This is a genomic window from Pontibacter liquoris (assembly GCF_022758235.1).
In the GTDB taxonomy this organism is placed as follows: domain Bacteria; phylum Bacteroidota; class Bacteroidia; order Cytophagales; family Hymenobacteraceae; genus Pontibacter; species Pontibacter liquoris.
This window is the reverse complement of sequence record NZ_JALEBG010000001.1, coordinates 1-22,113: the sequence shown is the minus strand read 5'-3', so window position 1 is coordinate 22,113 and position 22,113 is coordinate 1. Positions and strand designations below refer to the sequence as shown.

The 22,113-nt window shown below is 52.9% G+C and carries 18 protein-coding genes; 11 read left to right on the top strand and 7 right to left on the bottom strand.

Annotation, left to right across the window (positions count from 1 at the left end; all coding sequences use genetic code 11):
* Positions 1–26 precede the first annotated feature (26 nt).
* From gcvH to LWL52_RS00080, 3 genes are all read left to right on the top strand, one after another.
* Complete coding sequence (gene gcvH, locus LWL52_RS00090; protein ID WP_242916088.1) at positions 27–407, top strand: glycine cleavage system protein GcvH; 381 nt, start codon at positions 27–29, stop codon at positions 405–407.
* A 62-nt stretch (positions 408–469) separates the two neighbouring features.
* On the top strand, positions 470–805 hold the full coding sequence (locus LWL52_RS00085) for a VanZ family protein (RefSeq protein WP_242916087.1): 336 nt from the start codon (positions 470–472) through the stop codon (positions 803–805).
* Positions 806–886: 81 nt separating this feature from the next.
* The gene (locus LWL52_RS00080) at positions 887–2,161 is read left to right on the top strand and encodes a M28 family peptidase (RefSeq protein ID WP_242916086.1); all 1,275 of its coding nucleotides are present in this window, start codon (positions 887–889) and stop codon (positions 2,159–2,161) included.
* 327 nt (positions 2,162–2,488) lie between these two features.
* Here LWL52_RS00080 and LWL52_RS00075 read toward each other — a convergent pair whose 3' ends face one another.
* Positions 2,489–3,370, bottom strand: a complete 882-nt coding sequence (locus tag LWL52_RS00075) for a YicC/YloC family endoribonuclease (RefSeq protein ID WP_242916085.1) — start codon at positions 3,368–3,370, stop codon at positions 2,489–2,491.
* A 130-nt stretch (positions 3,371–3,500) separates the two neighbouring features.
* Between LWL52_RS00075 and purQ the strand changes: the two genes are divergently transcribed.
* Positions 3,501–4,193: a phosphoribosylformylglycinamidine synthase subunit PurQ gene (gene purQ, locus LWL52_RS00070; protein WP_242916084.1), complete on the top strand. Its 693-nt coding sequence runs from the start codon at positions 3,501–3,503 to the stop codon at positions 4,191–4,193.
* Positions 4,194–4,530: 337 nt separating this feature from the next.
* A complete protein-coding gene (locus LWL52_RS00065; RefSeq protein WP_242916083.1) occupies positions 4,531–6,063 on the top strand; it encodes a SulP family inorganic anion transporter in 1,533 nt (510 codons plus the stop codon).
* A 25-nt stretch (positions 6,064–6,088) separates the two neighbouring features.
* Here the strand turns inward: LWL52_RS00065 and LWL52_RS00060 are convergent, their stop codons facing one another.
* The 6 genes from LWL52_RS00060 to LWL52_RS00035 form a co-directional block, all read right to left on the bottom strand.
* Positions 6,089–6,694: a TMEM175 family protein gene (locus LWL52_RS00060; RefSeq protein WP_242916082.1), complete on the bottom strand. Its 606-nt coding sequence runs from the start codon at positions 6,692–6,694 to the stop codon at positions 6,089–6,091.
* A gap of 236 nt (positions 6,695–6,930) precedes the next feature.
* Positions 6,931–7,272 (bottom strand): putative quinol monooxygenase, encoded by a 342-nt coding sequence (locus LWL52_RS00055; protein WP_242916081.1) that lies wholly within the window; start codon positions 7,270–7,272, stop codon positions 6,931–6,933.
* A gap of 207 nt (positions 7,273–7,479) precedes the next feature.
* On the bottom strand, positions 7,480–7,866 hold the full coding sequence (locus LWL52_RS00050) for a hypothetical protein (RefSeq protein ID WP_242916080.1): 387 nt from the start codon (positions 7,864–7,866) through the stop codon (positions 7,480–7,482).
* 128 nt (positions 7,867–7,994) lie between these two features.
* Positions 7,995–9,146, bottom strand: coding sequence for a serine hydrolase domain-containing protein (locus LWL52_RS00045; RefSeq protein WP_242916079.1), 1,152 nt, complete (start codon positions 9,144–9,146; stop codon positions 7,995–7,997).
* Positions 9,147–9,154: 8 nt separating this feature from the next.
* On the bottom strand, positions 9,155–12,349 hold the full coding sequence (locus tag LWL52_RS00040; RefSeq protein ID WP_242916078.1) for a hypothetical protein: 3,195 nt from the start codon (positions 12,347–12,349) through the stop codon (positions 9,155–9,157).
* A 4-nt stretch (positions 12,350–12,353) separates the two neighbouring features.
* Entirely contained in the window at positions 12,354–13,442 is a 1,089-nt protein-coding gene (locus LWL52_RS00035) for an NAD(P)/FAD-dependent oxidoreductase (protein WP_242916077.1), read from the bottom strand.
* 83 nt (positions 13,443–13,525) lie between these two features.
* On the opposite strand from LWL52_RS00035, the gene LWL52_RS00030 reads away from it, so the two are divergent.
* From LWL52_RS00030 to LWL52_RS00005, 6 genes are all read left to right on the top strand, one after another.
* A complete protein-coding gene (locus tag LWL52_RS00030; protein WP_242916076.1) occupies positions 13,526–14,161 on the top strand; it encodes an MBL fold metallo-hydrolase in 636 nt (211 codons plus the stop codon).
* Between the two features lie 19 nt (positions 14,162–14,180).
* The gene (locus LWL52_RS00025) at positions 14,181–14,888 is read left to right on the top strand and encodes a CDP-alcohol phosphatidyltransferase family protein (protein WP_242916075.1); all 708 of its coding nucleotides are present in this window, start codon (positions 14,181–14,183) and stop codon (positions 14,886–14,888) included.
* On the top strand, positions 14,885–15,136 hold the full coding sequence (purS, locus tag LWL52_RS00020; protein WP_242916074.1) for a phosphoribosylformylglycinamidine synthase subunit PurS: 252 nt from the start codon (positions 14,885–14,887) through the stop codon (positions 15,134–15,136). Before LWL52_RS00025 ends, purS begins: the two co-directional genes overlap by 4 nt.
* Positions 15,137–15,231: 95 nt before the next feature.
* Complete coding sequence (gene porU / locus LWL52_RS00015) at positions 15,232–19,098, top strand: type IX secretion system sortase PorU (RefSeq protein WP_242916073.1); 3,867 nt, start codon at positions 15,232–15,234, stop codon at positions 19,096–19,098.
* A gap of 113 nt (positions 19,099–19,211) precedes the next feature.
* Positions 19,212–20,276 (top strand): type IX secretion system outer membrane channel protein PorV, encoded by a 1,065-nt coding sequence (gene porV / locus LWL52_RS00010; RefSeq protein ID WP_242916072.1) that lies wholly within the window; start codon positions 19,212–19,214, stop codon positions 20,274–20,276.
* A 22-nt stretch (positions 20,277–20,298) separates the two neighbouring features.
* On the top strand, positions 20,299–21,582 hold the full coding sequence (locus LWL52_RS00005; protein WP_242916071.1) for a M16 family metallopeptidase: 1,284 nt from the start codon (positions 20,299–20,301) through the stop codon (positions 21,580–21,582).
* Positions 21,583–22,113: the final 531 nt, after the last annotated feature.

Here is a 22,113-nt window from a genome sequence, read left to right as displayed (position 1 = left end):
ACAGCAATACTTAAAAAACAGAACAAATGAACTTACCTGAAAACCTGAAGTATACCAAAGACCACGAGTGGGTACGTGTAGAGGGTGATATAGCCTATGTGGGCATCACGGATTTTGCACAAAGCGAACTGGGCGATATTGTGTATGTAGATATCGACACGCTGGACAAGCAAGTGGGCCAGAACGACGTGTTTGGCACAGTAGAAGCCGTAAAAACGGTTTCTGACCTTTTCAGCCCTCTGAGCGGCACCGTACTGGAAGTAAACGAGAAACTGGAAAACAGCCCCGAGCTGGTAAATTCTGATGCTTACGGCGATGGCTGGATCATTAAAATGTCAATAGACAACTCTGCCGAGTTAGAAGGCCTTTTATCTGCCGCTGCTTACCGCGAGGTAACCGGACAATAATGGTAGAAAGCAAGTAGGTTGTGATTTTACGCTATAACCTATTTACTCTGCTGTGGGCAGCAATGATCCTTTTGCTGACATTGCTGCCCTCTGCTTCCATGCCGGCCAACATGTCGCTCTGGTCGCTCCTCTCTTTCGATTCCTTTGCCCACGCTTTTCTTTTTACCGTACTTGTTTTCCTGATGATCGTCGGGCTTAAAAAGCAGTACACCTACATGCGGCTGCGGCACACGGCCATCCGTTTGTCTTTTGTAGTTTGCGTGCTCTTTGGCCTGGCCATCGAACTACTGCAAAGCTATTTTGCAGCAGGCCGCCAAGGCGACTTTATTGATGCACTGGCCGATACCATCGGGTGCCTGCTGGGCATTGTGCTCTTTAAATGGATCTATGAATGGTAGGGTGCTCCGTGTTGTAGGCGCCAGGGCTTTCGTTTTGTTGCCATACCTGCCTGCCACACCTTATCTTCTTTTCAGCAGCTTATGAAGCTCCTTTATACTTTCCTGCTGCTGTTGTGCCTGGCGCAGGCGCAGGCGCAGGCCCAGGACATGGTCCGCGTACACCGCACCATCGACACCCTTACCTCCGAAACGATGCACGGCCGCGGCTACGTGCTGAACGGCGATACCAAAGCTGCCAGCTACATCCGGGACCGGTTTGCCCAGGTAGGTCTGCAACCGCTGCCGGCCCAAAGCAGCTATTTTCAGCCGTTTACACTTCCGGTTAACCGCATCATCCAAACCCCTTGTCTGCAAATAAATAACCGGCAGCTGGTGCCGGGCCAGGACTTTGTGGCAAATGCCGCCTCGCCTTCCGGCAAAGGCAAAGCTGCTATACTTGTGCTGGATACCCTCCTGTTTACCGATACGGTGGCTGCGCAGCAGTTCTTTGCCAAAGACATGAGCAAGTATGTCCTGGTATATCGCCAGCAGGATGCCCGAAAGCTGCGCACGCTTCCGCCGGCCTACCAGCAGCAACTGCAGCAGGCCCGGGTGCACGTGGTGCTGCAAAAAAGCCTGCTGACCACAGTAGCACAACAACAAAGCCCTGTGCCCGTGCTGGAGGTACTCGAAAGCAGCTGGCCTGCCAATGCTAAAAAACTAAAGTATAAGGTTAAGGCAGAGCTGATGCCTGCGTACCCTACACAGAATGTGCTCGGCTTTGTGAAAGGAAGTATACACCCGGACTCTTTTCTGGTTTTCTCAGCACATTACGACCACCTGGGCGGCCAGGGCAAGGGTGTATACTTTCCGGGAGCAAACGACAATGCCAGCGGCACGGCCATGTTGCTGGAGCTGGCCGCCTACTACAGCCAGCCGGCACATCAGCCCAGGTATAGCCTGGTGTTTATGGCTTTTGCCGCCGAGGAAGCGGGCCTGCTGGGTTCGAGCTATTATGTGCAGCACCCGCTCTTTCCACTCTCCCGCATCCGGTTCCTGGTTAACCTGGATCTGCTGGGCACCGGCAGCGACGGCCTGATGGTAGTGAACGGCAAAGTACACGAGCCGGAGTATACCCTGTTGCAGGCGATTAATGACCGGCACCAGTATCTGCCCCAGATCAGGGCCCGGGGCAAAGCTGGCAATTCCGACCACTTTCCTTTTTCGGAGGCCGGGGTGCCGGCGTTCTTCTTTTATACGTTGGGCGGCACGGCCGCATACCACAACGTGCACGACTACGCCAGCCAACTGCCGCTCACCAAATTCCCGGAGGTTTTCCGCCTTATCACTGATTTTGCGGCTGCACTGCAGCAGTAGGCTATTTATACTTTCTCTTGCTTCCACGTTGTGTCAGACGCTCGCAAGTCTGAAAGACACTGCGAGGTCTAGAGATGCTATAGCGCAAGCGTCTGCTTGTGCTGCTGTAATAGCTTTCAGGTAAGTATAAGTATAGCCCGGATGGCAAGGTATGGCTTTCAGAGGGGAATGCCAGCGCTAGCAAGGCACAAGCGGACGCTTGCGCCAGGTAAGCTACCAAGCTTATAGCCAGACACCGCAAGGTCTTTGGCACCTTGCCTAAACAAAAGCGCCTGCCACTGAACACATCAGCAGCAGGCGCCCGGGTTATACTTGCTAAAGTATAGCTTACAGAATATTGTTGATCTGCTCTTTTATCTTTTCGAGTTCTTCCTTCATGTCCACCACGTGGCGCTGAATGGTTGCGTCGTTGGCTTTGGAACCGATGGTGTTGATCTCACGGCCGATTTCCTGTGCAATAAAGCCCAGCTTTTTGCCGGTAGGCTCGGGCAGGAAAACGGTTTCGGTGAAATAATGCAGGTGATTGACCAGGCGCACCTTCTCCTCGGCAATATCGAGCTTCTCCATATAATACACCATTTCCTGCTCAAAGCGGTTCTTATCAAAATGCTCGGAGCTCGCCAGTTCGCCCATATGTGACCGGATACGGGTGCGGATCTGCTCCATGCGGCTGGGGTCATACTTGTCCACTTCGGCCAGCAGAATACGGATCTTATCGATGTACGACATGATCTCGGTGGTCAGTGCCTTGCCTTCGTCTGAGCGGAACATGGCAATTCCCTGCAGGGCTTCCTGGAAAAGAGGCTGCACATTGTCCCATTCCGCACCGGTAGCTTCTTCTTCGGCCTGGTCCTGCTGCAGCACATCGGGCATATGCAACGCCAGCCGGAACAGTTCTGTTTTAGAGCCTCCCACCATATCGGCCACTTCGCTGAGCTCTTTGTAATAAGTCTGCAGTAATTCTTTGTTAATGGTATTGCGGGCTTTCTGGGCCTTGTTTCGGGTATAATCGATGCACACGCTTACTTTGCCGCGCACCAGCACCTTGGTCACCAAATTTCTTATCTCATACTCCCGCTCTGCCAGAAAACGCGGCAGGCGCACGCTCAGGTCCATGCCCTTCGAGTTTAGCGAACGGATCTCCACTGAAATGGAGTACTGATCGGCGTCGAGGCGGGCACTGCCAAAGCCTGTCATGGATTGCAACATAGGTCTTTATAAAATGATACTTTGGCAAATTAGGGATAATTATTCACTTTTGCTTAGCGCCTGCCGCGAAAGCTGCTAAAAGCCGGCCATTGTGTAGGTGGGCCAATACTTTTTTATGTAACTTTGACGTATGAAATTTGGTGTAGTCGTTTTCCCGGGGTCCAATTGCGACCAAGACCTGGTTGATGCCGTTAGCGTGGGCATGCAGCAGGAAGTTGTAAAGCTGTGGCACAAAGACCATGACCTGCAAGGTTGTGATTTTATACTGCTGCCCGGCGGTTTCTCGTACGGAGATTATCTGCGCTCCGGCGCTATTGCCCGTTTCTCGCCGATTATGCAGGAAGTGGTGCAGCACGCCAACCGTGGCGGGTACGTAATGGGCATCTGCAATGGTTTCCAAATCCTGACAGAAGCGGGTTTGCTGCCCGGCGCCCTGCTGCGCAACGTAAACCAGAAATTTATCTGCGACAACGTCTACATCCGGCCGGTAACAACCAACCTGCTGCCAACCCGTAACCTGGACCTGAACAAAGCCTACAAAATACCTGTGGCACATGGCGAAGGCCGTTATCATGCCGACAAGGACACACTGCGCCGCCTGGAAGACAACGACCAGGTCATGTTTAAGTATAGCAGCAACATTGCCGATACGCACGAGATCTACAACATCAACGGCAGCTTGCTTAACATTGCCGGTGTAGCCAATGAGCAGAAAAACGTGTTTGGCATGATGCCGCACCCCGAGCGCGCCGTAGACCCGGAACTGGGCAACACCGATGGCCGTGCTATTTTCGAATCAATCCTAGAGATGGTCAACGCTTAAGTGAGGCGCTTGATCTAAGAAATAAGACCTTAGATTTTCTTATAAGATAAAAAAGCCCTGCCTATAGTATAGGTGGGGCTTTTTGGTTGTAGCAGCAGGGGCTTGTACCGGTAAAGTATAACCGGCCAATTTGATGGCAGTTCTAAAAGTCCTACTTTTACACCCATTATGAGAAAAGCAAGGCACTTCCGGACCGTCACGCCCCCATGATGCTTGCTTTGCCAAGCTGTTCCGGCCTGGCCTGAATTCCCTTATCTATCATACTTTTATCGCATACTTACGAGTGCGCCCGGGCTGATTTTATACTTGCCTGCCACGCTGCTATACTTTATACTTTATGTTTTACAGTTCGATCAAACTGAAAGAAATCAATTATAAGAACGAGATTCTGGCGGGGCTCACCGTGGCAATGACCATGATGCCCGAGTCGCTTTCCTTTGCCATACTGGGCGGCTTCCCGCCGCTGGTAGGTTTGTATGCGGCCTTTATCATGGGCTTGGTTACGGCTGTTTTTGGCGGCAGGCCGGGTCTGATCTCCGGTGGTGCAGGTGCCACGGTGGTCGTTCTTATCGCGCTCATGCAGTCGCATGGCATCGACTACGTATTTGCCGCTGTAGCGCTGGCGGGCATTTTTCAGATCCTGGTCGGGTTGTTTAAGCTGGGCAAGTTTATCCGGCTGGTGCCGCAACCCGTTATGTATGGCTTTGTGAACGGCCTAGCCGTTATCATTTTTACCTCGCAGCTACAGCAGTTTAAAACAGTAGTGAACGGCGAAACAACCTGGCTTTCCGGCGATCCGCTCCTGATCATGCTGGGCCTGGTAGCGCTTACGGTGACTATCATCGTTTTCTTTCCGAAGCTCACAAAAGCCGTTCCTGCTTCGCTGGTAGCAATTATAGTGATTTTCCTGCTCGTGCTGGGCTTTGGCATCGATACCAGAACAGTGAAAGACATTGCCTCCGTCAGCGGTGGCCTCCCGCCGTTCCATATACCGCAGGTGCCTTTTACTTTTGAAACCCTTACCGTCATTTTTCCTTATGCCTTGATCATGGCCGGCGTTGGGTTAACCGAAAGCCTGCTGACGCTGAACCTGGTAGATGAGATAGTGGGTAACCGCGGCAACAGCAACCGCGAAAGTATCGCCCAGGGCAGTGCCAATGTGCTGAACGGCTTTTTCTTCGGGATGGGTGGCTGCGCCATGATAGCGCAAACGCTGGTTAACCTTTCAGCCGGGGCAAGGGCCCGTTTATCGGGTATTATAGCCGCGCTTACCATTCTGCTGATCATACTTTATGGTGCCCCAGTGATTGAGTTAGTACCGATGGCGGCGCTCGTAGGTGTAATGGTGATGGTTTCTGTCAGCACCTTCGAGTGGATCAGTTTCCGGATCATTAACAAAATGCCGAAGCATGATATTTTCGTCGGTATCCTGGTAGCGGTGATCACCATCTGGCTGCACAACCTGGCGCTGGCTGTCCTGATCGGGGTGATCATCTCGGCGCTGGTTTTTGCCTGGGAAAGCGCCAAACGCATCCGGGCCCGCAAGTATACCGATGCCGACGGAGTAAAACACTACGAGATCTTCGGCCCGCTATTCTTCGGTTCGGTCACTGCGTTTAACGAGAAATTTGATGTGCAGCACGACCCGCAGGAAGTGATCATTGATTTCAGGGAAAGCCGGGTAGCCGATATGTCAGGTATAGATGCGTTGAACAAGCTGACCGAACGTTACCTGAACGCCGGCAAAACGCTGCACCTGCGCCACCTGAGCGAAGACTGCCGCCGCCTGCTCGAAAAGGCCGGCAATATGATAGAGGTCAACATCCTGGAAGACCCGCAATACGCTGTGGTAACCGATAAGCTGCCTTAAAACAAGTATAACCAACAGGCAAACTTTAGGCTTCTTTTGCAGCTTCCTGTTCTTTCCGATGCTGCAGGAGCACTTCGATGCGCCTGTCCGGCACCAGCCACATAAAAGCAACCAGCACATAGATGCCCCCGGAAAGCCAGGAACTGACAGAGGCAGCACAGATGCCTGCCAGGTATAAAACAGGAGACAGCTTGCCTTTAATATCTTTGCCGATGGCTTTGGCAAGTATAGAATCCGGGCCGTGACTTTTGATGATCCGGTGCTGTAAAATAGTATAGGCAATTGCGTTAAAGAGCAGCACCAAGCCATAACAGGCCATGGGAATGGGGGCAAAATGGTTTTCGCCTATCCAGCCGGTCACAAACGGAATAAGCGAGAGCCAGAAGAGCAGGTGCATGTTGGCCCAAAGTATGTCGCCGGTCACAAATTTTACGGTATACAGCATGTGGTGGTGGTTGTTCCAGTAGATGCCCACATAAATAAAGCTCAGGATATAGCTGATCACCACCGGCACCAGGGGGCGCAGCGCCTCCAGATCGTAGCCATGCGGCACCTTAATCTCCAGTACCATAATCGTGATAATGATGGCCAGCACGCCATCGCTGAATGCTTCTAACCGTGTTTTGTGCATTGGGTTGTGCCTGATTTGTGCCCTGAAGGTACAGGCATTTCGCCAATAAACACAGCATTTATGGAGCACCGACTAAGTGCCTTTGTTTGTGGCAACGCCTGAAGCCCTCTACAGTGTGCCCGCAAAGTATGGCTTTAAGAGCCGGAAGCCCTGGTTCACCAAATCACCCGCTATTAGTTTGTGGCAATGCCAGCGGCAGGCGCTTTAACTTTTATACTTCGAATCCCTTCGCTTTTTTACTCCTTTAGTTTGCTGAATATGTGCGGCATCGTTTTCGGGTCCAGCGCTTCCATATCTATAAGCCGTAATGCTTTTACCATGTTAAGCGTGGAGGTTTTGTATTTCAGGAAATGGGGCGTTTTTAGGTGCGATTCGTAGGCTTGCCTGTCAGCATATATTTCCAGTATCCTGATCTGGGTCGGAGTGTCTTTCTGATACATGGGATAAATGGAAATAACACCCGGTTCCAGACGAACAGAAGCTTCTGATTCTTCTTTCAGAATAGCCTTATACTCCTCAAGATAGTTGGGTACTATTTCTATTTCAGCGATCCGGATCATCATATCTTTCACGGCCATCTTTTGCTGCGGTTGCTTCTGAACAGCACAGCAAGTGAATAGCAACGTGGTTATACAAGCTATGAAAGCTATTCTCAGAAATGGCATAATGCTGCCTGGCCTTTTCTTACTATTCATTGGTTGGTTTTCTAATCGCTCCTAACGGTCTCGTACAGGCAGCGGGTGAGGTATACACCGAACATGGTGCCTGTACTTTGTTGGCGGATGTTATTCTTGTTCAACTATAAAAGCAATTAAAACAGACACTGCAAGAAAGACAAAGTATGCTTTTCCAGCCCAATATGTCCATTCATGATACTTGGAGACATTTCTGTTTTTGTAGTTCTTATATGCAATGACTCCCATTACTATAGGTCCTAAAATAGTTAGGTAAAATGCACCGAGAGATGCCATTGCTGACCATTCCCAGAAGAAGGTCGTTAACATTACAAGTAAAAGTCCACCGTATGTGGCAAAAGTTAAAAACAGATCAATGATAGGCGGATTCTCTACCTTTTCTCTTTTTATCTTCTGAACAAGTCTAAGGTAGAAGATTAGTCCCGCCATTGGCACGATGAGATGAATAGTTAAGAAAATGATTATTTCTTTATTCATTGTTTTAATTTACACATAACTATAGTGTATCCGTCACGATGACGGTTATCTGCATTATGTGCGTAAGTGGTAACGCCGGTTTTTACAGGTGAATTTTTCAGCTTTGCTAAAACCGGAGCCATACTTTGTTAAGGCACCATCTCATTCACGCCATCGATCATGGCCATTACTTCGCTGGGATGCGGGCCAATGCGTTCGCCGCGCTTTTTGCCCAAGCGCACGATGATGAGGTTCTTCTCGGGGATCACGATGATGTATTGGCCCAGTATGCCGCGGGCATAAAAGATACGCTGCCCTTTATAAGCGGGCAGCAGCCACCACTGGTAACCGTAGAAATCCACTTTTTTTCCGTCGGCAGCATCCACAAGGCCGTTAGGGGTGAGCGAGGCTTTTACATAGGCGGGGGGCACCAGGGTGTCGCCATTCCAGATGCCATTGTGTAAGTATAATTTGCCGAAGCGGGCAAAGTCGCGGGCGTTGGAAAAAAAGCAACAGTAGGCTTTCTCCATGCCCCCCAGGTGGTCTATGCTCCATTCGGCATCATGGGCAGCGCCCAGCGGCTTCCATAGTTTCTCTTCGGCATATTCGCTCAGGCTTTTGCCGGTAGCTGCTTTCAGTATAAACGCCAGCACCTGCGTGTCGCCACTTTTGTAACTGTATTTTTTGCCCGGCTCCTCCACGGCCTCCAGCCTTCCTATCACTTTCTTCAGGTTATCGCCATAGTAAGCTTCGGTGGTCATAGAGAAGGGATTCACGTAGGATTCGTCCCAGTTCAGGCCGGAGCTCATCCGCAGCAGGTCTTTTATTTTAATGCGGGCTTTGGCGCCCTCTTTAAATTCCGGCAGGAAGTCGCTTACCGGCTGCTCCACGCTTTTTATCTTTCCCTCCTGCAGAGCCGCGCCCACCAGCATACTTACAATGCTCTTGGCCATCGAAAAAGAATTGCTTTTGGAATTATCGGAGTAGCCGTCCCAGTACTTTTCGTAGAGGATAGAATCGTTGTGGATCACCAGGAAAGCCACTGATTCCAGGTCCTGGTGCAGCTGTTGCAGGCTCGCCGGCAGGGATACCTTGTTGTAGCGGGCTGCCAGCGGCCAGGGCTGCGCCTTGCGGGGCGCGTCTACCTTGCGCTGCTCAAAGATCTGGTTATCATCGATGTCAGCAAAATTGTGGTAAACAGCCTTGTACACATAATTCTTGTCGGCCATCTGGATCCAGGCGGCTGCCAGGAGTACAACTAGCAGCGTGCCAAGGCCAAAGCGTCTGGTCTTTCGGTTCATCAGGTGGTTTAGAAGTCGTAGCCCAGCGTGATATAAAATTTAGGCCCTTTCTGCTCATAATCCTCCTGCCCCCAGGCCACATCCAGCTTGCCATACACGCCCAGCAGCGTGGTGCGTGCCCCTACGCCATAGCCCAGCAAAAACGGATTACGGAAGTTAACCACCGTGATCTCGAACGGATCATTTTCGGTGGGGCTGGTACGGCCGCCTATCACGCGGGTGTTGATGGAGTTGCGGCCCGTAAACGGGTTAGACCCGTTGTAGGCCGAGCCGGCATCGGCAAAGGCTGTAAACTGCAGGTTACGGAAAAAGCCCGAAGGCACCGGGCCGTTATAAATGTACTGCACAATGGGGATGCGCAGCTCGGCATTGGCCAGCAGGTATTTGCTGCCGTTGCGGGTATTATAGTCAAAGCCCCGGAGCGGCGTTACGTACTGCAGGTAAAACAGGTCGGCCGGCGAGGTAATAAGGATGTTGTTGGCATCATTCTCATCGGCATCGTTGGAGATAAGCCAGTTGTCCATGCCGCCGATAAGGAAGCGCTTGGGAGAATTGCCGAAGAAGGAGCCGTAGCTTAGGCGCGTAGCCAGCGTGATCTGGCGGTGCAGCTTTTGGTAGTGGCGCAGGTCTACATAAAACTTGCTGAAGTTGCCCTCCGAGCTGCCAAAGCTTTTCAGGTTAAGCAGGCCCGCTTTCATGCGCGTACCCAGCATCATGTTCACCCCGGTGGTTACCGTGTTATCAAACACAAACTCAATATTGCCACCGCCAAAGTTGGTCACGCTGTCGGGCGAGGAGAAGTTGTTGATAAACGTAAAGCGGGTGTTCACAAACATGGGGCGCACATGGATACTGGTGCTGTAGCTGAGCGGGTATACCAGCACCGGTGAGAACTCGTTGCGGCCAAAGCGCAGCACGGCACCAGTCTCATTTTCCTGCGTCACAATCACATCGCGGTGAAACTGCATGCCCAGATCCACACGGTTCTTCAGGTTCATATACTCAGCAGAAAGGCGGCTTGTCTCCAGATCGGTGCGCAGGAAAGCGTTGCCCCGGATGTGGTGGTTCTCAAACAGATCGCTCATGTTTACGCCAGCTACAATGCCAAAGCCCAGTTGCGGATCAGCATACACAGACGTAACGATCTGCTGCACGCTGAACCGGATATCGTAGTCGATGGGCCCCACGAGCCCGGGATTGCTGACGGCGGAGGTGGCACGGCGCACGCCGCCGGCTTTGGGTTGGTTGTTGTCTTGCTGCTGTGCCTGGTTGTCGCCTTCGAACTGGTAATTCTCGATGTTCACTTCGCCTTGCCGCCGGGGTTTGGCCGTGGTGGTGTCACTTTCCAGTAGTTTGCGCGCCGCAGCAGCCTGTTGGGGCACCCGGGCGCGCGTTTCCAGAATGATCTGGCGCGATGTTTTGGGCAGCATGGCCAGCGAAGTAGGCGTAAAGGCCGGCAGCAGGTATACATAATCGCGGGAGCGGTCGGAAGCTACAAAAGCCAGCGTGTTGCTGGCGCTGTTATAATCATACTGGGTTATACTTTGCTCAAAGTTGGTAAGGGGCCTGCTGGTGCCCGCGGCCATGTCATAATGGTATAGGCTGCGGATGCCGTTCTCTTCGCTCAGGTATACCAGGCTACCATCTTTCTGGGCCCGGGGGCTATACTCGCTGGCAATGGAACTGGTGAGCTGCCGCACAGGCGCCTGTTTACTTGTCTGGGGCAGCACAAAAATGTCGTAGTTGTTTACCACCGCATTAAAGTCAGCGGCTGTGGCCATGCCGGTAGAGTCCACCCAGCGGTTAGAGCTGAAAGCAATGCCTTCGCTCCCCTTCAGAAATACCGGCTGAATATCGTCGTATACATCGTTGGTGAGCTGCTGCACGGAGCGGCCGTTGGCGCGCATCAGATACAAGTCTGACTGGCCGTTTTGCACCGCGCTCACCACTACGCTCTCCCCGTCATCCGAGTAGCTCAGGTCATGTACCTGTGTAAACTGGTCCAGCACGGAAGCGGGTGTCCGCAGGTCATCCAGAAAAGGAATGCGCGCGCGCCGTCGGCCAGCATTTATCTGCCGCAGCACCATTTTGCCCTGCCGCGCCTCCACAAAGCCCAGTTGCCTGTTGCTGCGCCAGGCCAGCACCGGCAAGGTATAATCATTGGCCTGGTCCAGGGATTTGTAGCCGCCCTGCCATACCACGTGGTCGCGTTTGGTGCGCACGTCCTGCACAATAATGCGGTAGCGGCCGTCTTCATTTTCGGCATAGGCCAGCAGCGTTCCGTCCGGGTTCAGCATCGGTTCGGTATAGCGCAGGTTCTGCTTATTGCTTTTAAACAGTTTGGCGTTGTCGGGCACCAGCACCAGCGGGTTATCCGAGCGGGTGTTGATCTGCTTATAGTAGTTGTACCAGTCGGCCAGGAAGCGCTTGTACGGAATGTTCAGACTGCTGGTAATGCCGATCTCCACATCGCGCGTAATGCGGGTCAGGTTCAGGATGTTCTGGATAGAAGTATAGCCGTAGCGTTCTGCAATGTAATTCCAGACAGACTGGCCCGTGAGCTGCGGACTGAGCAGAACAAGCTTTTCAGGCTTCAGTTGCGGCTCCTTCAAAATCATGTTGTGCATGTAGTTGTCCATCGGCAGGCTCCAGCCTTCGGCCGTATAGGCAGACACCCCGCTCACAAACCAGTCCGGCAGGCGCAGCAGGTAGCTGCTTTGCAGGGCCTCCTTCAGGCTGCCGCCATACATCATGTCGTTGAGCAAAAGCTCTGTCAGCTTAAAGCTCAGGTCGCGCTTAAATTCGGTCTGGGTACCGCTAAAGGCAATCTCCACCTTGTTCTTCATAAACAAGGTCTCGCCCCCGGTCTCAAACTGGTCGTTGTCGATGCCGATGTTGCTTTGCTTCAGGTCTGTGGGGGAGTTATAGAGGATGAGGGTGACCTTGGAATAAGGATAATACCCGATGAGGCTGGTAACGCGCTTGAGCTCCCGTTCGGCGTAGGCGGCGGCATTCTGTGCAATGTCCTGCCCGCCCTGCGAGAAGTATATGTTGAAATTCTGAGTGCTATACAGCTTCCAGTCGAAGTTCTTATACTGGATGCGGCTCTTGCCAAACGTATCGCGGCCAGGCTGCGCCTGAAGGGCTGTGCCCGCCAGGGTGCAAAACGCGAACAGCAACAGTAACCTTAAAGAAAGACGCATGCGCTTAGGGTTGAAGATTCTGGTGATTTATGTAGTCGTAATATAACGAAAAATATCTTGAAATATTTACTTCCGGCATCACATCCGCCCCGCTGGTAAGCGCCGTGGCAACGTGTTCTGCCAGGTAGGGGGCCATGAGCACGCCTTTGGATCCCATACCGTTAAACACACTTAGCTGCGCATACCTGGGGTGCCGCCCTGCCAGCGGGCGCCTGTCGCGCACGGCCGGCCGGATACCTGCCTTGTGGCTGGCCACCGTGTAGCTTTGTGAAGTGATCTGGCTGAAGCGTTCGGTCAGTTCCTGCTCTCCTTCGCGGGTCGGCTGTTCGTCCGGCGTACGCCAGTTGTAGGTAGCCCCGATCCGGAACAGGCCTGCTCCTACCGGAACAACGTAAACGGCTTTGTTATAGATGCATTCGGGGTTAAAATTCTGCGTTTGCACTTCCAGCACCTCGCCTTTGGTAGGCTGCAGCGGCAGCCACGCAAAGTAGGGGTTGTGCACCACCTGGTATCCCTCGCAGAAAACAAGCTGGCTGGCCGTTATGTTTTTATACTGCACGCCCTCGTCCGTAAGCTGCAGTTGCGCCATATCGAACCGCTCGGGCAGCAACAGGCCCGCCGCCAGCAGCTCAGCAGCCAGCAGCTGCAACATTTCTGACACCAGCAGGTAACCGCCCCGTCCGATCATAATGCCGCCGTAGGGGTCCTGTATCGTAGGCTGCGCCAGGCTTTGGGTATAGGTGCCCAGGATGTATTCGCTCCAGTTGGAGCCTGCGCTTTTGGCCATCCAGGTATTTTGCTCTTCTATCGAGGAAAAGATCTTGTAAATGGGCTTGTGGATGTATAGCTCCTGGCCAAAGTGGGCCTCCAGTGCCTTGTAAAACGTGTCGGCCGCGGGCAGGAACTCATCCACGCGCCACGATTTGGCAAAGCGTTTGCCGGCCACCGGGTTCACCAGACCCGCCGCTACATTAGAAGCCGAATCCGGTTTAGGTTTATCAATTACCAGCACACTGCGGCCCTGCCGGCGCAGGGTATGGGCAAGTATAGCACCTGCCAATCCATGGCCTACTACTATAAAATCGTATTTCATAGGGGCAAGTTACGCGTTGTACCCGTAGAATTTGTAACTTGGAACCCGGTTTTATGGGTCCGCTTACCCAAAAGTATACTACCATGGAAGTTACCAGCTTTACGTTTAACCCTTTTCAGGAAAACACTTACCTGCTGCACGACGACACCAGCGAGTGCGTGGTGATTGACCCCGGCTGCTATGCACCGGAAGAACGCCAGCAGCTAAAAAAGTACATTGCCGACCATAACCTGAAGGTGGTGCGCCTGCTGAACACCCACTGCCACATCGACCATGTGCTGGGCAACCAGTTTGTAGCCAGTACCTACAATGTGGGCCTGGAGATACACGCCGCCGATGAGCAGGTGCTGCGCGCCGTGCCAACTTACGCACCCGCCTACGGCTTTCCGCAGTATGCCGAGCAATTGCCGGAGCGTTACCTGAAGGATGGGGATGTCATCAAATTCGGGCGAACGGAGCTGCAGGTTATTTTTGCACCGGGCCACGCCCCGGGCCATGTGGTCTTTTACAACGAAGCCGACAAAGTAGTGATTGGCGGCGATGTGCTGTTCCGGCAGAGCATCGGCCGCACCGACCTGCCGGGAGGCGACCACCAAACGCTGCTGCAAAGTATACGAACCAGGCTCTTCACGCTGCCCGACGAAGTAACCGTATACCCGGGTCATGGCCCTGAAACCACCATCGGCTACGAAAAACAACATAACCCTTTTTTACAGTAACGCACGCTGCCTGCCCTGCATGAAAAAACACCTGCCCAATGCCATTACCTGCCTCAACCTGTTTTCAGGCTGCCTGGCGCTATACTTTGCTTTCCAGGATCAGCTGGTTTATAGTGCCTACCTGGTGGGCATTGCGGCTGTGCTCGATTTTCTGGATGGCATGTTAGCTCGGGTGCTGCAGGCGTATTCCGAAATCGGCAAGCAACTCGATTCGCTGGCCGACATGGTCTCGTTTGGCGTGGTGCCGGGCGTGATGGTCTTTATGTTGCTCTCCAAAGCCGGGCAACCTTTCTTGGGCGTGCCGGCCAGTATTATACCCTTCTTCGGATTTCTGATCACGATCTTCTCGGCGTTGCGGCTGGCCAAATTCAACATCGACACCCGCCAGACGACTTCGTTTATCGGGTTGCCCACACCGGCCTGTACCATGTTTGTGGCCTCGCTGCCCCTAATCCTGGCCAACGGCGAGTTGATCCACTACGAGATCATCCTTAACCCGCTGGTGCTGGTGCCGCTCACCGTGCTGCTCTCGTTTCTGCTGGTAGCCGAGCTGCCGTTGTTTGCCCTCAAGTTTAAAAACCTGCGCTGGCAGGACAACGCCACGCGGTTTATTTTCCTGGGGATTTCGGTTATCTTACTGGCACTGCTTAACTTCGCAGCCATACCGCTGATCATCGTGTTATATATCCTTTTGTCCATTATTCAAAAAACCTCACACGCATCATGAAATTTACTGCCGAAATAAATGTAATGCCCCGTCCGGAGTTGTTAGACCCCCAAGGCAAAGCCGTGCTGCTGGGCCTGGAGCACCTGGGCCTGGACCAGGTGGGCGACGTACGCATCGGAAAACATATTACCCTGCAACTGGAAGCCGAATCAGAAGAGATCGCCCGCGAGAAGGTAGACAAAGCCTGCAACAAACTGTTGGCCAACCTGATCATGGAGTCCTATACTTTCGAGCTTTCGCAACAATAAGCAAGCCGCGTGCCGGCGTAAGCAGCCGTATCTATAGTATAAGAAGATGCCTGCCGGCCTGGCGGGCATCTTCCTCCTTTTTATAGCTTTCTGATATGATGAGGCCCTCCCGATTGCTCGTCGTTTGCGCGTTCCTGTGGTTTGGCGCCGGCAGCACCGGCGTCCGGGCCCAGTCAGCGCCACTGCCGGCCATCGCGCTGGCCTGGCAGCAGCAGGAGCAAGTGCCGCCCGGCCAGGGCAACCCCGGCCAAATACCGGCTTTTACCGGTGCCATCATCGATTATAGCCAGCGCCTGCCTTATTACCGCCTCCGCATTTCGGGCTCGCACCTGCGCAGCTTCCGCCTGACAGAGGAAACCTATGCCCCGTTCACAGCGCAGGAGCAGCAGCTTTTTACCGGCACTACCTTTGGCGCCACGCCAGCCGTCAGCATCGTAAACGCCACTGAAAACAAAGTGCCCGCCAGCCTGGTCACCCTCCTGCCGATCCGGCGTAACCCCCAGACCCGGCAGCTCGAAAAACTGGTCCGGTTCAGTTATACCTATACTTCCGAAGCCCCAAACGCCACACAAGCCACAGCGCGCGCCCAAGGCAGCTATACTTCCACTTCGGTGCTCAGTACCGGCGAGTGGTACAAGCTGGCTGTAACCGCTTCGGGCATCTATAAGATCGATAAAAGCATGCTGCAGGCGCTGGGCATCAACCCGCAAAGCATTGACCCGCGGACGCTGCAGGTGTATGGCAATGGCGGCGGCATGCTGCCCCAGCCCAACGCCGCCCCGCGTTCCGACGACCTGCTGGAAAACGCTATCCGCGTGAGCGGCGAAGCAGACGGCCGGTTTGATGACGGCGACTACATCCAGTTTTATGCGCAGGGGCCGCATACCTGGGCTTACGATGCGGAAGCGCACCAATTTACCCACCACTACAATGTATACACCGACACGGCATATTACTTTCTGCGGGTAGGCTATACTTCGGGCAGGCGCATTGCTTCGCGTGGGCAGGCAACAGGGGCGCAGCAAACCATCCGCAGTTACGACGAACACCTGTTTCATGAGCAGGACCTGAAAAACATGGTATACTCCGGCCGCGAATGGTATGGCGAGGAGTTTAGTTCGTTTACACCTTCGCGCGATGTCAGCTTTCCCGTATCAGGCCTGGTGCCGGGCTCGGAAATTAAGCTGCGGGCTTTTGTGATGGCCAACTCGCCGGCCGACTGCTCCTTTACCCTGCAGCTCAATGGGCAATCGCTCGGATCGCAAAGTATAACTAACCGGGGCACCTACAACTATCACCCGGAGGGCGTCAACAGCGTTCGGGATTACAAGATTGGGCAGCAGGCGCTGGGCAACCCCACCGAGCTAAAGGCGACCCTGCAGTTTAACCCCGGGGGCAGCTCTACTTCTTTGGGCTACCTCAATTACCTGGCGCTGACCTATACGCGCCAGCTACAGCTGTATGGCCCGCAAACCAATTTCCGGTCTGTAGCAAGTATGGCAGCCCCGGCCAGCACCTTCGAAATTGCCAACGCCCTGGCCACCGCCCTGGTGTGGGATGTGACGGATCCGGTGCAGCCCCTGCAACAGCAAACCATGGCAGCGACGCCGCTCCGCTTTAGTGCGCCAACTGATGTGCTGCGGGAGTTTGTAGTCTTTGAGAATGCCGCTGGCCTTGCCCCAACTCCCGTCGGCAAAATAGGCAACCAAAACCTGCATGCCGTGAACCTGGACGGCGCCACTGACCTGGTGATCGTCACACACCCGGCCTTGCTGCCACAGGCTACCCGCCTGGCCGCTTACCGCAGCCAGCACAGCAACTTGCAGGTGCAGGTTGTTACCACCCGCCAGGTGTTTAATGAGTTCTCGTCGGGCGCGCAGGATGTCACGGCTATCCGGGATTTTATGCGGATGGTGTACAGCCGCAGCCGTAAGAGCGGCGCTGATGCATTATACCTGCTGCTTTTCGGCGATGCCTCCTACGATTATAAGAATCATCTTGGTAAAAATAACCTGCAGGTGCCTGTGTATGAATCGCGGGAATCGCTGCATCCCATTACAAGCTATTCTTCCGAAGATTATTATGGCTTTCTGGATGAGGACGAAGGCGAATGGGCAGAAACAATAACCGGCGATCATTTGCTGGATGTGGGCATTGGCCGGCTGCCGGCTAAAACGGAGCAGGAGGCCGCCACGCTGGTAGACAAGATTATGGCCTATGAAAGCCCCGCGCACTTTGGCAAATGGCGCAGCCGGATCACGTTTGTAGCCGATGACGGCGACAGCAACGAGCACCTGGAAGATGCCGAGTTCCTGGCAAATTACGTGGAGGCCACCTTCCCCAACTATACGCCCAACAAAGTATACCTCGACCTTTTTCCGCAGGAAGCGGTTGCCAACGGGCAACGATCGCCGGCAGCGGCAGCGGCTCTGAATGAGGCCATCGCGCAAGGCTCGCTGATCACCAACTATACCGGCCATGGCAACGAGGTAAGCTGGGCAGCTGAGCAGGTCCTTACCCTACCTCAGGTGCAGGAGTGGCACAACAAAGATAACCTGACCTTTCTACTGACGGCCACCTGCGAGTTTGGCCGCTACGACGACCCGGGCCGCATTTCAGGAGCCGAGCTGGCCGTGCTGCAGCCCCAGGGCGGCGCGGTGGGCCTGATCACTACTACGCGCCCCGTTTACGCGACCGACAACCGCGTGCTGAACCGTAACTTCTTCCGGGCTGCTTTTACGCCTGTCAATGGGCAATTGCCGCGCCTGGGCGATCTGGTATTGCGTACCAAGAACAACAGCATCTCCGACGAGCAAAGTGGCTCACGGGGCGTAAACAACCGCAACTTCACGCTGCTCAGCGACCCCTCGCTGCAACTGGCTTACCCGGACCTGCAGGCGCAGATCACCCGCATCAACGGCAAACAGGCCGGTGCCGACACGTTAGGCGCCCTTGGAAAAGTAACCCTGGGTGGTCAAATCACCAGCAGTGCCGGCGTTGTAGCAACCGGCTTTAATGGTGAGCTGCGCCTGACAGTGTATGAAAAGCCCTTGCTGCGCAACACGCTGGGCAACGAAAGCGCCCCGGTGCCGGTAAAGGTGTTTGAGCATGTGCTCTACGACGGCAAAGCCACCGTGCGCCAGGGTTTGTTCGAAGCAGCTTTTGTGGTGCCCAAAGACATTGCCTATACTTACGGGCCGGGCAAGATCACGCTTTATGCCAGCAACGGCAGCCAGGATGCCATGGGCGCAAACCAGCAGATCGTGATCGGAGGCGCCGCCAAAGGCACGGTGGCCGACAACACGCCGCCGACTATCAGGTTATTTCTGGATGATGAATCATTCGTATCCGGCGGAAGCACCGGCAAAAGTCCTGTTTTACTGGCAAAACTCTACGATGCCAATGGCCTCAATACGGCCGGTATCGGTATTGGCCACGAGATCACGGCGGTGCTGGATAACAATAAAGAAGCGCTTATCGTACTCAATGACTTTTATACTTCCGAAGCCGATAGTTACCAGCAGGGGCAGGTGCGCTATACTTTACAGGATCTTCCGCCCGGCCCCCACACGCTCCGGCTCAAGGCCTGGGATACATCGAACAATGCTGCCGAAGAATACATAGAGTTTATTGTATCAAATGACACAGAACTTGCGTTAGAACATGTGCTGAATCATCCAAACCCGTTCTCCACTAAAACAACGTTCCATTTTGATCATAACAGAGCCGGTGAAACGCTGGATATTCAGGTCCAGATCTTTACTGTGTCAGGCAAATTAGTGAAGACACTGCAGACAACTACCCTGGCCAGCAAGGCGCATATTGCCGAATTAACCTGGGATGGCCGGGATGAGTATAATGATTTGCTGGCACGCGGCGTTTACATATATAAGGTAAATGTACGCTCGCAGCAGGATGGCTCCCGGGCTTCCGTATTTGAGAAACTTGTACTATTAAATTAAATTAGTTCTATATTCTTTTTATATTTGATTTAGCTATCAACATCCATTCTATGTATAAAAGAAGTACACTTTTAAAGGCAGCTACATTTTTACTGGCCTTGACTTCGGCACCCTTGGCTTTCGGACAATCTACAGTTGGCCAGGACAACGATGTAAAGGCTGTCACCACAGCTGTTCCTATACTTACGGTAGCTCCCGACGCCCGCTCTGCTGCTCTCGGTGATGCCGGCGTAGCCCTTAGCCCGGATGCCAACTCCCCGCACTGGAACCCTGCCAAACTGGGCTTTGTAGATCAGGATATGAGCGTGAGCCTTTCCTACTCTCCCTGGCTCCGCAATATCGTGGATGATATGTCGCTCAGCTACCTGTCTGGTTACAAAAAACTAAACGAAACTTCGGCTATTTCGCTTTCACTTTTATACTTTGATCTGGGCGATATCCAGTTCATTGACGAAAATCGCAACCCCATTCAGGATTACAGCCCCAAAGAGTATGCCGTTTCGGTGGCTTATGGCCAGGCCCTGAGCGAGAACCTGAGTTTGGGTATTGGTGCCCGCTTTATTCATTCTAACCTGGCAGGTAGCGTGAATGTTGGCGGCGGCTCCACTACCTTCGAGTCCAAGCCCGGCAACACCGCAGCCGTAGACATCGGCATTTATTACAACAAAGACCTGGGCCAAAAAGTGAACCTGGCATTGGGCGGTAACATCTCTAACATTGGCGGAAAAATCGCCTATACTACCCAGGATGAGAAAGACTTTCTGCCCACTAACCTGAAGCTGGGTACGGCAGTAACCTATAACCTGGACGCCTACAACACGCTGACCTTTGCACTGGATGCCAATAAGCTGCTTGTGCCATCGCCTGGTGCCGATTCGGACCAGAGTGTGGTGAGTGGCATCTTCTCTTCGTTCGGCGATGCAGAAGGCGGTTTTAGCGAGGAGATGCAGGAAGTGAATCTTTCAGGTGGCCTTGAGTACTGGTACAACCACCTGTTTGCAGCCCGCGCCGGTTATTTTTATGAGAACCCCAGCAAAGGCGGCCGCCAGTACTTATCATTAGGCCTGGGCCTGCGGTACCAGAAGTTTGCGCTGGATGCCGCTTACCTGATCCCCAACGACCAGGGCAATCCGCTGGCCGACACCATGCGCTTTACCCTGGCGCTTAACTTAGAGTAAGTATAAACCCGAACCAATAAGAATGCTTGATAGAACAAAAGCTCCTGAAACATACGATATAGATGCTGTTACGCTGCAAGTAGCCGAGGTCACAAACCTGGAAAACAAAGCAAGACTGCATGTTATAAAAAGCGAAACCCAGCCTGTGATCAGGCTGGATTTTGTTTTTAAAGCCGGTAAGTGGTTTGAGCCCCGCAGCGGTGTATCGGACCTGGCAGCCAAAATGCTGCTGGAAGGCACCCATACCCGCACCGCCAAACAGATTGCCGAAACTGTGGCCTACTATGGCGCCTCTTTCGAGAACAACCATGGCTACGACCGTTCTGAATTTACGCTGTACTGCCTGGCCAAGCACCTGGACCATCTGCTGCCGCTCGTGCTGGATGTGCTGCAAAACCCGTCTTTCCCGGAAGAGGAATTTGCCCTGCTCAAGCAGCGCTCTATTCAGAATATAAAGCTGCAGCGCCAGAAGAACAGCTACCTGGCCACCAACAGCGTTACCAAAGCCATTTATGGCAAGGACCACCCCTATGTATTCGGCTTTGAAGCGGATGCCTTTGATACGCTTACATTACCTGAGCTAAAGCAGTTCTACGAAACCCATTACATAACCGAAAACCTGGAAGTGTTTGCCTGTGGCAGCATTGACAGGCAGACGCAAGACAAGCTTACCACCGAGATCAGCAAGCTCCGGCTTGCGTCCGGCACAGCTGCTATACTTGATCCTGCTGTAATAAGTACGGCCACAGAAAACAGCCACTTTGTGGATATGCCCGAAAGCCTGCAATCCTCTATCCGGGTTGCCAAACGATTCCCATCCATCCACGCTGCCGATTACCTGAACCTGACGGTGCTTAATGAAATACTGGGGGGCTACTTCGGCTCCCGCCTGATGCGCAACATCCGGGAAGACAAAGGATATACGTATGGCATTTTCTCAGCCATCTCTCCTAAAGAATACGATACACTCTTTTATATCGGCACGGATGTGAATTATGCTGTAACAGAAAATACGCTCGAGGAAATAAGGAAAGAGCTGCAACTACTGCAGCAGGAAGAGATTGCAGAAGAAGAGCTGGAGACGGTAAAGAATTACATGCTGGGCAAGTTCCTGAACGACATTGCTACAATCTTTGAGCAATGCGACCATTACAAACGCATTATACTATATGAGTTGCCCTACGAGCACTACAACAACTTTGTAACAAGTATAAAAACGATAACGCCTTCCGAGCTTCAGCGGCTGGCCCAACAGTATCTCACCTTTGATTCCATGCAGATTTCTGTTGCAGGTAAGAAGTCCTAGAAAGAAGATATAACCTAATAGCAGCGCCCGTAAGTGAGATCTCGCTTACGGGCGCTGCTGTTTTATAAAAGGTAGGTTATTATAAGCTTTTGCAGGGAGTATAACCTTATCTGATAATTTATACCTGAGGTAAGACTTACTAGCCTGTGATGCTGTCGTCGTTCACTACAAAAAAGTATGAGGAACAGCTCTGAGGTATACTATAATTAGATCCCTTCTGAAGGCAACAGAATCGACACCTGTATAATGGTGATTCAAACGGAAGTGAAGTATAGCTAACAAGCAGGCTACTTAGTTACTAGCATGAGAGTAGGAGTAAGTTAGCAGGCCACCTACTACTGGCTCTACTTCTTCATGAGGGCAGCTCTATGAAGTATAACGAAGCATAAACAGCTCTTTGTACTTCCAACGAAAGTGAAGCCGGGCTGGCCTAAGTATATGCCAGCCTCTTTACCAGGTAATAGGTATACTCCTCTGCTTTAGGAGTTGGTATAGGGTAAAAACAGCAACACCCCCTGTTCCGTGAAGGAG

Excerpts from the sequence above, each read along its gene's own strand:
- porU (WP_242916073.1), top strand. The coding sequence starts at position 15,232 with ATGATGAGGCCCTCCCGATTGCTCGTCGTTTGCGCGTTCCTGTGGTTT.
- LWL52_RS00040 (WP_242916078.1), bottom strand. The coding sequence starts at position 12,349 with ATGCGTCTTTCTTTAAGGTTACTGTTGCTGTTCGCGTTTTGCACCCTG.
- LWL52_RS00060 (WP_242916082.1), bottom strand. The coding sequence starts at position 6,694 with ATGCACAAAACACGGTTAGAAGCATTCAGCGATGGCGTGCTGGCCATC.
- purS (WP_242916074.1), top strand. The coding sequence starts at position 14,885 with ATGAAATTTACTGCCGAAATAAATGTAATGCCCCGTCCGGAGTTGTTA.
- LWL52_RS00045 (WP_242916079.1), bottom strand. The coding sequence starts at position 9,146 with ATGAACCGAAAGACCAGACGCTTTGGCCTTGGCACGCTGCTAGTTGTA.
- LWL52_RS00065 (WP_242916083.1), top strand. The coding sequence starts at position 4,531 with ATGTTTTACAGTTCGATCAAACTGAAAGAAATCAATTATAAGAACGAG.
- LWL52_RS00080 (WP_242916086.1), top strand. The coding sequence starts at position 887 with ATGAAGCTCCTTTATACTTTCCTGCTGCTGTTGTGCCTGGCGCAGGCG.
- purQ (WP_242916084.1), top strand. The coding sequence starts at position 3,501 with ATGAAATTTGGTGTAGTCGTTTTCCCGGGGTCCAATTGCGACCAAGAC.
- LWL52_RS00050 (WP_242916080.1), bottom strand. The coding sequence starts at position 7,866 with ATGAATAAAGAAATAATCATTTTCTTAACTATTCATCTCATCGTGCCA.
- LWL52_RS00025 (WP_242916075.1), top strand. The coding sequence starts at position 14,181 with ATGAAAAAACACCTGCCCAATGCCATTACCTGCCTCAACCTGTTTTCA.
- LWL52_RS00055 (WP_242916081.1), bottom strand. The coding sequence starts at position 7,272 with ATGGCCGTGAAAGATATGATGATCCGGATCGCTGAAATAGAAATAGTA.
- LWL52_RS00005 (WP_242916071.1), top strand. The coding sequence starts at position 20,299 with ATGCTTGATAGAACAAAAGCTCCTGAAACATACGATATAGATGCTGTT.
- LWL52_RS00075 (WP_242916085.1), bottom strand. The coding sequence starts at position 3,370 with ATGTTGCAATCCATGACAGGCTTTGGCAGTGCCCGCCTCGACGCCGAT.
- LWL52_RS00085 (WP_242916087.1), top strand. The coding sequence starts at position 470 with ATGATCCTTTTGCTGACATTGCTGCCCTCTGCTTCCATGCCGGCCAAC.
- LWL52_RS00030 (WP_242916076.1), top strand. The coding sequence starts at position 13,526 with ATGGAAGTTACCAGCTTTACGTTTAACCCTTTTCAGGAAAACACTTAC.
- gcvH (WP_242916088.1), top strand. The coding sequence starts at position 27 with ATGAACTTACCTGAAAACCTGAAGTATACCAAAGACCACGAGTGGGTA.
- LWL52_RS00035 (WP_242916077.1), bottom strand. The coding sequence starts at position 13,442 with ATGAAATACGATTTTATAGTAGTAGGCCATGGATTGGCAGGTGCTATA.